Origin of the sequence: Flavobacterium ginsenosidimutans (assembly GCF_037478105.1) — a bacterium.
Taxonomy (GTDB): domain Bacteria; phylum Bacteroidota; class Bacteroidia; order Flavobacteriales; family Flavobacteriaceae; genus Flavobacterium; species Flavobacterium ginsenosidimutans.
In genome coordinates, this window is the sequence record NZ_CP147988.1 from 4,122,889 (window position 1) to 4,135,680 (window position 12,792).

14 protein-coding genes are annotated in these 12,792 nt (G+C 42.9%); all 14 read right to left on the reverse strand.

Features of this window, described 5'->3' with window-relative positions; all coding sequences use genetic code 11:
* Positions 1-3: 3 nt before the first annotated feature.
* A complete protein-coding gene (locus tag V6624_RS17975) occupies positions 4-267 on the reverse strand; it encodes a hypothetical protein (protein WP_263522979.1) in 264 nt (87 codons plus the stop codon).
* A gap of 6 nt (positions 268-273) precedes the next feature.
* Positions 274-894 carry a conjugative transposon protein TraK gene (gene traK / locus V6624_RS17980; RefSeq protein WP_263522980.1) on the reverse strand — a complete coding sequence of 207 codons (621 nt, stop codon included), beginning with the start codon at positions 892-894 and terminating at the stop codon, positions 274-276.
* Between the two features lie 17 nt (positions 895-911).
* Complete coding sequence (traJ, locus tag V6624_RS17985; RefSeq protein ID WP_263522981.1) at positions 912-2,114, reverse strand: conjugative transposon protein TraJ; 1,203 nt, start codon at positions 2,112-2,114, stop codon at positions 912-914.
* A gap of 4 nt (positions 2,115-2,118) precedes the next feature.
* Positions 2,119-2,754: a TerB family tellurite resistance protein gene (locus tag V6624_RS17990; RefSeq protein WP_318013868.1), complete on the reverse strand. Its 636-nt coding sequence runs from the start codon at positions 2,752-2,754 to the stop codon at positions 2,119-2,121.
* A 12-nt stretch (positions 2,755-2,766) separates the two neighbouring features.
* A complete protein-coding gene (locus tag V6624_RS17995; protein WP_338839609.1) occupies positions 2,767-3,381 on the reverse strand; it encodes a hypothetical protein in 615 nt (204 codons plus the stop codon).
* 13 nt (positions 3,382-3,394) lie between these two features.
* Positions 3,395-4,078 (reverse strand): conjugal transfer protein TraI, encoded by a 684-nt coding sequence (locus tag V6624_RS18000; protein ID WP_263522983.1) that lies wholly within the window; start codon positions 4,076-4,078, stop codon positions 3,395-3,397.
* Between the two features lie 13 nt (positions 4,079-4,091).
* Positions 4,092-6,560, reverse strand: coding sequence for a TraG family conjugative transposon ATPase (locus V6624_RS18005; RefSeq protein WP_263522984.1), 2,469 nt, complete (start codon positions 6,558-6,560; stop codon positions 4,092-4,094).
* A 16-nt stretch (positions 6,561-6,576) separates the two neighbouring features.
* Entirely contained in the window at positions 6,577-7,209 is a 633-nt protein-coding gene (locus V6624_RS18010; RefSeq protein ID WP_263522985.1) for a DNA cytosine methyltransferase, read from the reverse strand.
* 30 nt (positions 7,210-7,239) lie between these two features.
* A complete protein-coding gene (locus V6624_RS18015; protein WP_263522986.1) occupies positions 7,240-7,554 on the reverse strand; it encodes a DUF4133 domain-containing protein in 315 nt (104 codons plus the stop codon).
* On the reverse strand, positions 7,554-7,820 hold the full coding sequence (locus V6624_RS18020; protein WP_263522996.1) for a DUF4134 domain-containing protein: 267 nt from the start codon (positions 7,818-7,820) through the stop codon (positions 7,554-7,556). The genes V6624_RS18015 and V6624_RS18020 overlap by 1 nt, the downstream gene beginning before the upstream one ends.
* A gap of 201 nt (positions 7,821-8,021) precedes the next feature.
* On the reverse strand, positions 8,022-8,468 hold the full coding sequence (locus V6624_RS18025) for a hypothetical protein (protein WP_263522987.1): 447 nt from the start codon (positions 8,466-8,468) through the stop codon (positions 8,022-8,024).
* A gap of 421 nt (positions 8,469-8,889) precedes the next feature.
* Positions 8,890-9,942: an alpha/beta hydrolase gene (locus V6624_RS18030; RefSeq protein ID WP_338839610.1), complete on the reverse strand. Its 1,053-nt coding sequence runs from the start codon at positions 9,940-9,942 to the stop codon at positions 8,890-8,892.
* Between the two features lie 429 nt (positions 9,943-10,371).
* Positions 10,372-11,796 carry an SDR family oxidoreductase gene (locus V6624_RS18035; protein WP_263522989.1) on the reverse strand — a complete coding sequence of 475 codons (1,425 nt, stop codon included), beginning with the start codon at positions 11,794-11,796 and terminating at the stop codon, positions 10,372-10,374.
* 3 nt (positions 11,797-11,799) lie between these two features.
* Positions 11,800-12,483 carry an SDR family NAD(P)-dependent oxidoreductase gene (locus V6624_RS18040; RefSeq protein WP_263522997.1) on the reverse strand — a complete coding sequence of 228 codons (684 nt, stop codon included), beginning with the start codon at positions 12,481-12,483 and terminating at the stop codon, positions 11,800-11,802.
* Positions 12,484-12,792: the final 309 nt, after the last annotated feature.

Consider the following 12,792-nt stretch of genomic DNA (forward strand, 5'->3'; position numbering starts at 1 on the left):
GTTTTACTTTTTTAAGTTGATTGTCTTAATTTTTGAAGCGTCTATTAAATCCGCAGAAGCCTCAGCTTCTTTATTAAATGACCGATACAGGCTATAGATTAAAAAGCCTGATGCCAAAACCGTAAATAGCAGCAGAGCCCAGACCAGCTGTCTCCTTGAGAGGCCACCCGTGAGCCTCTGCATTTCATCTGCCCATCTTTTCTGCGCCAGCAGGTAATGCCTGTGATATGCAAAAGGCTCAGTCTGTCTTTTAAATAAGGCCTTCATGCAATTCTATTTTCTGGCTTCAGCCGAGAGATCCTTATTTTCAACCGTATTAAACCGCTCGATAAGAAAACCATGCGGATTATTGTCGCTTCTTGACACATTGCGCAGGGCACCTTCGGTAAGCAGGCTTCTTTTCAGAATGCTGGTAGTGCGGATAATGTTCTGTCTCGCATAGCATTTAAAACGGTAGGGATATTCCCTGACATCGATGCTCACGCTATCAATCTGGATAGTCTGGCTTATGTTTCCCGATATGATGCCGGAATAAAAATTATTCTCTTTCAGGTCATCATAAATGCGTTTAGCGCTGTCATCTGCCAAATAGAGCGCTTTAGTGATATTTGTTTTAATCACTTTGTCATCGGGATCAAGGGTAAAGAAAAGCTTATGGAAAGTTTTTACATGATCCCTTGCTTCAACCGGCACATTATCTTTCCGCTCTGATGCATAGGCTTCCAAAGCCTTGCCATTGGCCAGTATATAGACTCTGTCCTGCATCTGTGCCACAGACCCAAAGCTTCTGTAGAGCGTATAGCAGCAGATGATAACGCAGCCTGCAATCACCAGCATGGTAAATCCCCTGACATATCGGAATGCCGTATCTATATTTTTCATTCTGGTAAACATGCCCTGTTATTTTTAGATTACTTTGAGTTTCCTTTGAGCTTATCGCCCATATAATTTCCTTTCTCTTCAAAATAAGGCGAACCCGCCGAAGATGCTGGCATGCTCTGGGACATCCTTCCAGCCGCATTGCCCATAGCATCCATGGCCATACCCGCCCCAAGGGATGTTTTGGAAACAGCCGAACTTGCAGAACTGCCCAGCAGACCCGTCACTTTCTGGCCTAAAGCGCCTCCTCCAGCCGCATGGACGATATAGTTGGCCACCGATGGAACTGTAAAATATCCTATAATGCCGATAATCATAAAGATGAGATAAGCCATGTCGGTCCTGCTGAAAAAGGTGTCTCCCGTCGACTGCACCTGAGACAGATCCAGCCTCAGCATCAGTTCCTGGATTTTTCCGATGATGCTCCCAAAAATATTGGCAACGGGGAGCCAGAGGTATATGTTGATGTATCTTGCCAGCCAGACAGTGAGGGTATGCTGGAACCCGTCAAAAACGGCGATTCCAAATACGAGAGGCCCCAGAATGGATAGCACAACCAGCTGAAAAGTTCTGAGCGTATCAATGCATAGGGCGGCCGCCTCGAATAATACCCTCAATACTTCGCCCATCCATTCCTTAACAGAGTTTCTGAAGCTGTAGGAAGCTTTTTCCATCGCGAATTTCACATCATTCCCTATACCGGCAAGCATGCCCTCATCCGAAGGATCTTCATCATGGGTGTATTTATACCATCTGTCCCGGTCCCCGGCACCTGATACCCCAACATACATTTTCCAGGGATCCGTTTCCCTGACCGCTTTTTCCTTTTCCTTCAGCAGCACCGCAACAGCATTATTGGAACCGGTGACCATTGCGGCGGTAGCCGTTACAGTGGGTTTCATCACCCCGTTGATCAGGGCCAGCACCGATGGAAATATCATAATGCAGAAGCCGATCACAAAAGGACGGAACAGCGGATAAAAATCGATGGGCTCTGCGTTTGCAATGTGGCGCCAGACCCGTGAAGCTATGTACCAGATCGTTCCAAACCCTGCTATACCCTGCCCGACTGCCAGAAGATTGCCGCATAGCGGCATCATCTCATCATACAGCCTCTCCAATACGGAGTGAAGGCTCTGCATATCATCTCCCAGCCCCTGAGCCTGACCCGCAAAAGGCATCAGCAATGAGGCATTTAAAAACAGCGCTCCCCTTAAAGATTTATAGATTTCCATCACATTAATTTTTTAAGTTCTGAAGTTCTTTCGATGCATATGCGTCTTTTGTTTCTTTAGCCCGCTGCAGCGCCAAGACGCTTGATTCCCTATTAAAGCTTCGCAGAAACAGCAGTCTGTCCTGCATCTCCAGATAGATAGCATCGACAGCCTCAAGCCTTTCATCATCCGACATCCTGAGCTTATCGGCAGTGATCACAGTGGCCAGCTCGTCAAGATTTCTCAGGCTCTGGCTCAAAAGATTCCCGTAAACCTTTTCGAAATAGGCAATTTCCTGCGCGCTGAAGCTTTCGCTTTCCATAAATCTGGAAAGCCCTTTCCTGCTTTCTTTCATTAAAAGAATCTGAAAATTGGCAATATCCCCCACCCTTTTGTAGTTCTTAACCGCAGGGCTGACCTGCATCAGGCCATCCAGAAAGGTTTTATGAAGGCTGAAGTTTCCTTCCGTCATGTCTTTAACTGTCTTATAGCCTCCCGAGAGCAGCTCGTATCCCTTTTTCATGTCACTGAGAATCTTTTTGAACTGCGAGAGCTTTTCAATATTTAAGATCAGCTGCTGAATTTCTGCTGACTGGCCTCTCGTGCGATAAGGAACCAGGCCCAGAAAAACCAGCAGTGCTATAATCGCCATCTTTTTCATCTCTGCTTATTTTTATAGTCCGTAGATAATATCTAAATCTTTAGAATCTTTTTTCTCGCCAGCTTTTGAGAGCGAAAGCAGTTTGGCTTCCCTGCTGAAAGAAACGCAGAAATTATAATCTTCCAGCATTGTACTGTGCAGCGCATCAATGCGCTGGATCCTCTGGTCATCTTTCAGTTCCAGTTTTGAATCAGCAGTAACAGCCAGCAGTTCATCCAGTGTCCTGCTGCCGTTCTCAAGAAGCCTTTTAAAGGAGCGTTCTATATAATCCAGTTCATCACCATGAAACAGATCCGTTCCCTTCAGTTCGGCAAGAGCCTTTTTATAGATTTTGACGATCTGAAGCTGCATTGAAATAATTTCAGCTGTTTTATAATAATCCCTGACTTTTGGATTTATTTTCAGAAGCGATGCAAAATAATCGCCATGAAGGTTCACCTCGCCCCTCTTGGCATCCCCTATAAAATTCAGCCCTTTGGATACGGCCGAATACCCTTTCTTCGCATAGTCAATATAGACCTTAAGCGCCGCAATCTGAAGCAGCAGTTCCTTTCTCTGCTTTGCCTGCCCAATCATACTATGGTTAAAAACACATAGCACTATTAGAATTACAGTTATCTTTTTCATGTTTTTTATTGAATTATGGTATTCCGTAAAATTGTTTTACCTGTTTGGCATCTGCCTCTGTTTTAGCCCTCTGAAGGCTCAGCATCACATTCTGCCGGTTAAAAAGCAGCAGGTCATCATAATTGGCATCAATCTGGTCTGCAGCCTTATTGATGATTTCAAGACGTTTGAGATCGCTCATCTGGGTGGTGAAAGAATCCAGCATCAAAAAGATCTGGTCGATATTCTTCAGGCTTTCTTCCATAATGCCTGAATAGACCCGCTCCATATACTGGATTTCGCTGTCTTTAAAATGGGGATCCTGTCTGAAAAGATTCCAGGCCCTTTCATATTCCTGAACCAGTCTGGATTGTTTTTTGGCTATTTCCCTTATCCTCTGGTAATAGGTGATAATTGATTTTACCTTACCCAGTTCCTCATAATAGCCTTTGTATAGGTCTTTCTGTTTCTGTGTCCATTCTGAAATCTCATCAAGCTTTAATTTTGAAAGGACATTCTCTGCCTGCTTCTGCGCATTCTGAAGCCAGATGGTTTTATTCTGCAGCCTCTGGATTCTCAGATCAATCGCTTTTATGACTTTTTTGGTAACCGCTTTCACAATCTCCAGTATCGGCAGCGCGGCCATTCTTTCTGCAGGCCTTGCCGGACTGGTGATCAGCAGCAGGCAGACCATGCAGGCAATTAATTTCTTTTTCATTTTTCCTTTTCATTTAATTTCCGTTTCTAATGTCCTGAGCCATTGCTGCAATTCCTTTTCTGATGTCCCCTCCAAACTTTTTCGCATAGGCATTCATTTTCACCTTCTCGCTTTCCTCTGTGGTATAGGCAAGATATTCCTCCAATGAAACCTCTGTCCTGTATACTTTTGAAAGCATCCCGCCAAGAGAGATAAAAACTTCCTTATATTTCCTATCAGGATCATTGGCTTTATTGACTGAAAGCACAAGGGCTTTCTCTTTCTCCGTAAGACCAAGCAGCTCCTGTATCTGGTCAAACTTATTCTGGTATTTGCTCTGATCCAGAAGGATCTTGCAGTCGCTGTTGTTGATAATGGCCTGCTTTACAACAGGCGAAGAAATGATATCCTCAACTTCCTGCGTGACTACTATAGCTTCCCCAAAAAACTTGCGGACAGTCTTAAAGAGATACTTGATATATTCTGCCATACCTTCCTTAGCTATAGCTTTCCAAGCTTCTTCAATGAGGATCATTTTTCGTATGCCTTTGAGCTTTCTCATCTTGCTGATGAACACTTCCATTATAATGATTGTCACCACTGGAAAAAGAATCGGATGGTCTTTGATATTGTCAAGCTCAAATACAATGAATCTTTCCTTTAGAAGCTCCAGATTCTCTGTTGCATTCAATAGATAGTCAAACTCCCCTCCCTTGTAGTAGGGACGCAGCACATAGAGAAAATTGTTCACATCAAAATCTTTCTCTTTCACTTTATCATCTTCCAGAATGGAAACAAAATCATCCTTTAAAAACTCATAGAAGCTGTTAAAACACGGAAAAATATCAGAATGGATTTCCAGCTTTCCATAATACAGCTGCAGGGCGTTGGAAAGCGCCACATACTCGCTCCTGTTGAAAGTCTCGTCATCTTTCTTCCACAGAGCCAGCAGAAGCGTTTTGATGCTTTCCTTTTTCTCGGTATCCAGATTATCCCCTTCTGAAATATAAAACGGATTAAACCGGATCGGATTCTTCTCGTCATAGGTGAAATAATAGCCGCCGACCATATCGCACAAGCCCTTGTAGCTGTGCCCCACATCCACCAGCACAATATGGGTTCCCTGCTCGTAGTAGCTTCTGACCATATGGTTGGTAAAAAACGACTTGCCGCTTCCCGAAGGCCCCAAAATAAACTTATTCCTGTTGGTGCAGATTCCCATCCTGACAGGCTCATCGCTGATATCCACATGCACGGGCTTTCCTGTCAGACGGTCTCCCAGCCTTATCCCGACAGGACTGAGCGAACTCTTATAGCCTGTTTCCATATTCAGAAAGCAGACCGCCTGTTCCGTAAATGTGTCAAAGGCATCGTTCATTGGAAAATCTGCTGCATTTCCAGGCATGCCGGCCCAATAGATCTGAGGCGCTCCGACAGTCTCCTGTTTTGCGGCGGCATCCATCTGCGCCAGAGCTGACGACACCTTGTTTTTAATATCTTTCCCCTCTTCCTTGTCAGCACTCCATGCCAGAACATTGAAATGCGCCTTGACAGCAAGCCTCTGCTGTGAGACCGCCTCGTTCAGAAAATCATTCGTGGCATCCCTTGCTATTAAATTTTCCCTGCTGCAAGCGGACAGGGACTGGAGCCGAAGCCTTTTGCTCTCCAGCTTCTGGATCGTCTTCTGGGCATCCTCAATAAAGAGATACTGATTGTAGATATGATTGCAGGATAAGAGCTGTCCCAATGTTGAGGCAAATCCTATACTGAATTTCGTCTTATCGGTCGAATAGCGGTCAAAATTGATCCGAGAGCCGCAGAGCCCCGGCAGGTCGGCCACATCGCCAAGCGTAAAGAGCTGGCAGTGCTTATCTCCAACCGCAATCCCTTCATCAAAGCTGATATCGCTAAAAACAAATGAATCTTCTGCTTCAGATAAGAAACAGTACTTTTCCACCAGCCCGATCCTTCTGCTCTGGCTTCTAAGCGAATCATTCTTCAAACGAATAAGCTTAACAAACCCGCTGTCTTCCATAATCCTTTTAAACTGCCCGCATACATCGATAAAATCCTGCAGCAGCTGCGGCTTTAAAGCCTCTTCAGGAACGATGGAACCCCTGAGCAGATTGGAAAACAATGATGTTGAATTCCTTCTGCCTTGCGGCTTCTTGGTAAGCATGATATAGCAGCAATGGTCCAGAAATGGCCTCTCATTAAAAAAACGCTCGCTGCTTCTTGCCAGAAAACTGTCCCCACCGCCTGAAAAATCAGCTTTATAGGCACTCTCTAAAAACCAGTCCTGCTTATGGAAGACGCAGAACTTGGGGAGCACCTTTATCGCTTTAATCCAGGACTGGTGAAAAGCTTCATACTCCTGATCCGACAATGTGAAAATCTCAGGCAGTTCCGCTTTAAAAACTACTGTCGCATCCCCCTGCTTTGATAAAATGCAGTCATGCTCCACTGCCATAATCGGCAGTATTTCCTTCATCTCCTTTTTCATCTTTAATGTATTTTACCTACTGTTTTACAGCTGAACGATTACCGCTGCCGGCATATGCCGCTTTAGCCATTTTTAGGATATGGAGTCCAAGCCGCGGATCCACGCAGTTGCGAAGAATCTGTCTTCTATTCTTTAGCTTGAATTCCTTGAGGCTGAATCCTAAAACTTTTTCAAGATCGGGTATCTGGGCATATCTGATCTTTATGTCTGAAAGGGCATCAGCTGCATGTATCGTGAAATTTGACCAGAACAGATGGCGATGCAGCACTGCATCCGGCTCAATAAGAGGCTTATAATAAGGCTTGACATTCTCAACTGCCCAGAAACACAAAGCGTTATGCTTTAGAAACAGTATTTCCTGATAAAGCCGCATATCAGGGTAGACTGGGACAGTGCCTCTAAATCTCACGCATATATTGTGCCTGAAAGAAGAATGTGACTGGCATGGCGGAGAAGACCAGATAAAATCAAATTCATTGAAATGGTCTAAAAGATACTGATGCGCATCGGCAACTATCACTGTATCATCAGGAAATCTCTGTGCATATATCGCAGCCAGCAAAGGATCCAGCTCCACAGCTGTCACTGATACGGCTGTCCAGCTTTTCCTGTTGCCTCCAATTCCGGCATATAAGTTTAAGATTTTCATACATCATAATCCACATTTAACGTTCTATAGCTATAATTTTATAAATATAGCCCTACTGTACGCCTTGATCCATTTTGGAACCTGCTTTTTAGCAATTGCTTTCATCATTCCATACTCGCCATACTTATTGCTCATTCTGTATATTTTAAAAACGAGAAGACCTCCTGCCATTCCAATAAAAATAACGCATGCAAGGGAAGGGATTCCAATAATATACAGCACGCCAAATAAGATCATCAGCATAACAACACCACCTCCCAAGTACCAGATATACTGCGCTTTCAGACCCTTGAATTCAATGCTTTGATTAATGCCTTTATTGATCTTATATACACTGTTTGCCATCAGACTCCAAAGAAGGACTTAATGACCGTGGCGACCACCACCAGAAACACGCAGCTCCCAAACCAGGCGGCCGCCACCTTGCCCGTATCAGGATCACCCGCATTCCATTTCTGATACACCTTTACTGCTCCGATTAGTCCCAGTATGGCTCCTACGGCATACATCAGTTCGGTTCCCGCATCAAAATAGCTGCGCACCTTCTGGTTTGCCTCATTAATTCCAGCCACTCCATCTTGGGCATAAATTCTAGCTTCATATATTAGCATTAATGCCAGAATACAATAGGATAATACTTTTTCTTCATCCAGCTCCTTTAATTTCCATCCACACCTTTTCATCTCCCATCATTTAAATTAAACCATCACTTGAAATAAAAGCAGAGAAATACCGCTGTTACAGCTGCTATCTCCTTGTCACAAAATGCCATACCGCACTAGAGCGAACAGGGATATTCCTCTGCATAAGCTTTACTCTTCACCATTGTCCCATAAGCGATCCATCTCTTCCGCGCTCAGCAGAAATTCAGGATATTTTTGGCTTTCCAAGACCGTAAGGGAATTTATCTTATCGCGTAAAGCAGACTGCCTTACAAAAGGATATTCAGCAAGCACAAACTGCAGATAATGCCTGAATTCAGCTTTAGACACACCTCTATCGTTACTTTCAGAAAACACGCCTAACAGCCTATTAAACAATTCCTCAGCATCTTCAAGAGTATCAAAAGGCTCGCTGTATTCTGAAAAAGGCCCCAGCCTTTTTTCATTCTTCCCGACAGAAGATCTGCTCCCCGATCTGCCTTTGAAAACAGAGCTGATATTCTTCGAGTAATATCGGAAATACACAAACCCATACCACACCAAAACAAAAGCAATAACGGAAGCCGCATAAGCTCCCCAAGAAATATCTGCAATCATAACTGTTTCTTTTACCGTTAAACGTCCATTGCAAAAATCAGACAGCGCGTTCTGATTTAAATGCAGGACAAAGGAACAATTACATCAGCCCCATTACAAGCACAACTTTCTGCTGTGCCTTCCTGTCCCTTATGATGATGGCAAGCCTCAATTTCCATCAGCAGCCTGCCAGAACTGAAGAAAATGCCTTGCCTATTTCAATTCTCTTAAAAATCATCAAAAAAAAAGATGGGCGTGATGCCCATCTTTAAAGTGCCATAAAAGACCTGTTCAATCTGAATGCTGAAAACAGCAGCAAAATGCCTGCAGACAGCATTTTCTAAGCTTCTTGAAATATTAATCTGCTTCTCAAGCTTTTTATTGCCTCTGAAGCTAAAATGCGTCTATTTGTCTTAGCCATCTCTTCAAAATGTACAGATTTTTAATTGCAGTTTGCAATTCTCGGATTATTTGATGCTCCACATTGGAAAGAATATTTACTCTGTGGATATAAGGGAGAAGGATCATCAGTCACTTCCAATGGAGACAGCGCCTGGCCATTATAGCTCGGCATTGTTGCCTGCTCTTTAGATCCATTTCCTAGCGCTACATTTTTGGCTGCCGAATTTCCATTAAAACTATAATCAATCAGTGCGTCAAGCAATCTGTAGATCCCATAGTAATCATATGCATCATATGAGCTTTGCGTATTGGGAAGATTATGCTCCGCGCTGTATGTGAAAGTAGGCAATACAGATTTTTTCATTAAAATAAAATCTTTTTCAGAGTTTGGAATATTTATATTCTTAAAAATATCAATTGCCATCCTATGGTCATTCGTTACGTCGTCATTATATACCTGGGTTATCAGTTTTGTGTTTTCCGGAAAATTTTGCAGTTCCTCCTGCGTAATTTCATAGGAATACCATTGCGCCATTGCAAAAATAAAACGTCCGTTCTCTCCCCAGCCTTCATCAACAAACCCTCTATGGGCTAAAGCAAAAGAGGCTCCTGCGCCAAATGAATGCCCCATAAAGCCTACTTTTTTGGTATCAATTACATCAGGGTAATCCGCGGCAGCTTTTTTAAAGCTTTCCCATAGTACGCCATACCTTTCATCCACTGTCACACCCGTTGTGGGATAAGGCGCAAAAACCACAGCATATCCTTTTTTTGCGATGAATTCATACAATCCAATATTATATGCACTTTCCTCTCCTCCAAATGGATGCGAATAAAAAATTACGGGTCTTGGGGAAGCAATATCTTTTGGGTAAAATATTTCAACATTTCTGCCACTGTACAGCGGGCTTGGAAAACTGATTTTTGCCACAGTATAGGCTCCATCTGATCCATAGCCGGTTTTTGGCCTGGAAATGGGCCCGGCCAAATCATCGTCCACATAAGCGGAATCTTGGCCTGAATCATCTGCTTCGTTCTTTGAGCAGGACAGTAATAGAAATAAAGAGATCATAAATAAAATTGGGGCCTTCATTTTTACGCATTTAAAGTTATTTTAATAAGACTAATTTTCATTGCAATGGTTTAATGCTTTAAATTTAAAGCATAATTAAATGCGGAGACCCAAATGGCAAATTAATTCATAACCGACGCCCCTATTATTTTATCAGCCGGTTTTTGCCTTTATAATCCTCACAAAAAGAATCAAAAAAGGAAATCTTTTCAGCGGTCATGCATCTAAAAAAACAATGGAAAAAAAGCTTACCGCTTCTTAAAGCTGATAAAAGCATAACTAAAAATTATTTTCTGGCCCCCTATCCTTTAATAGGCTCCATTTGAACAGATTAAGCATTTAAGATGCAGGAAGGCACAGTAGAATTTTTAATGGAGAAAAAAGATTCGGATTTATAGCGCCTGTTTAAAACAGGCGCCTTATAAACCCTAATTTAATCGAGTTATGCCGTCAATTGCGCTGCTGAATCAGCTTTTTAAGCATTCCGTCAAATATAAAGCCATGAAACGGCAGGACGCAATACCAGTATGCTTTGCCCATCAATCCGCGCGGCTTAAAAGTAGCGGCCTGATATAAGGTATTGCCGATTATTTTAAATTCCAGCCATGCTTCACCGGGCAGCTTCATCTCGGCATATAAAACCAGTTTCCCTTCCGCTTTATTGGCATATACCACCCTCCAGAAATCCAGTGCATCTCCTGCATGCAGCCCATTTTTATTTGTCCTTCCCCTTCGGGTTCCAACACCTCCAAAAATCTTATCGATGAAGCCGCGCAAATCCCAAAGCCAGTCGGCATAATACCATCCTGTTTCTCCGCCAATAGACCAGATTCGGGCAATAGTATATTCCCGGTCTATTACCGTTCTTTTCCTTCTGTCAATATAGCAGCCCTTTTTTGGAACTTTTAGGTATTGGGAAACATTTCCCCTAAACAGCCCGCTTACCTGTGAGTCCTTCCAGCTTGAGAGGATATCATCTTCACTAATTTTTTTCAAAGCCCTCTCTACTGCCTGCCTGTAGGCAATAGGAGCGATTCCCAGCATGCTATTAATATTATTATCGCTGCAGATCACTTCTGTTTTCATACTGCTGACCAGCGCTGAAGCCAGTTTGAAGGAAGTTGAGGTGACAAAATACAGCCAATAGGACGATAATTTTGGCGTCATTACCGGTATTGTAAAAATATGCCTCTTCAGGTTTTTAGCTTTAGCAAACTCCAAAAGCATTTCTTTATAGGTCAATATATCTGGCCCCCCGATATCAAAACTTTTGCTGTAAGCCAATGGATTTAAGAGTGACCGGATTAAAAATTCCAAAACGTCACCGATTGCAATCGGCTGGCATTTCGTATTGAGCCATTTTGGGGCAATCATAATGGGCAGCTTATCCACCAGGTCCCGCATTATCTCAAAAGAAGCGCTTCCTGATCCAACTATGATTCCAGCCCGAAGCACAGTTGAGGGAACTGCTGCGGTTTTTAAAATATCCTCTACTGCCTTTCTTGATGACAAATGCTTGGATAGTGACCGGCCGTTTACAATTCCGCTGAGATAAATGATCTGTTTTGCATTTGTCCTGTTTATTTTTTCAATGAAATAATTTGCCGAAATGCTTTCCAGTTCATCATAATTGGAAGCGCCAGACATGGAATGTATCAGATAATAGGCCGCATCAATATCATCGGGAATCTTATTGAGGCTTCCCGGATCTAAAAAATCAACTTCGATAACCTGTATTTTATCGGTTAGCTTTTCAGGAAAACGGAATCTGCTTTTATCCCTCACACAGCAGATTACTTCACTGCCATTCTCCAGCAGCAGGGGTAAAAGCCTCCTGCCTATATAGCCTGTTGCACCTGTTAAGAGAATTTTCATTTTTTACAATTTAAAGCTTACCAAACCATAGTCCATTGGGAAAATCTGGCCCGAAATTGAAGCTGCATCTTCAGAAATCAGATAGCCTGCCATACGAGCCACTTCTTTTGGCTTCAGGTAATTTTTCATGGGGTGCCGCTGCATCATATTTTCCTTCATGCGGTCATTTCTTAAAATGGAAGCAGATAGGGAAGTTTCCGTAATAGTGGGCGCAATGGCATTAATCCGAACCAAAGGGGCAAGTTCTGCACCGAGCGACTTAACCAGCCCCTCCACTCCCGACTTGGCTGCTGCAGTGCTGGCATGGAAAGGCATTCCTAGTTTTGCCGCAACGCTGCTGAACAGAACTATCGAAGGATTTTTTCCCTTCTTTAAGGCAGGCAGAAAATGCTGAATCGCCTTCACGGCGCCTATCACATTAATTTCAAAATCATTTCTGAAATCATCGGCGCTTAAACTCAAAATAGGCTTTAAATTTATGGAACCAGGACAATAGATAAGAGCATCAACGCCTTCTATTTCGGGAAGTGCATCCGCTAATACATCGGCACTGCAGTGAATCAGATTGGGATGCAGAATTTCAGGTGCCGTCCTGCTGATATTGCATACCCGCTTATGCTCTAACTGCTGCTCCAAAATAGCTCTTCCGATTCCTTTGCTGCCTCCTATTATAACAACATTTTCCATGATTTCCATATGCAGATTAAAATTTATAATCGATTTTATTGATAGCAGGCTTTCGTAATCTGCCGAATTAGAATTGAAAGCGGCTGCTGTTTGGCAATTGCCAGATAAGACTGGACAAAATAAATCTAATTATGCAGCTTAGCTTCATTAAGATTCTTTTTTAATGCCCTGAACAGCCATCTTAGAATACAAATCACAAAATTTCAATAGATATCCCAATAGGTTTAAAAAAGCGGTTAAAAATGTTTTTAACCGCTTTTTAAATTTCTAAGAGCCTACCGAAAGATTGAGCAATATTTCAGTGCAAAT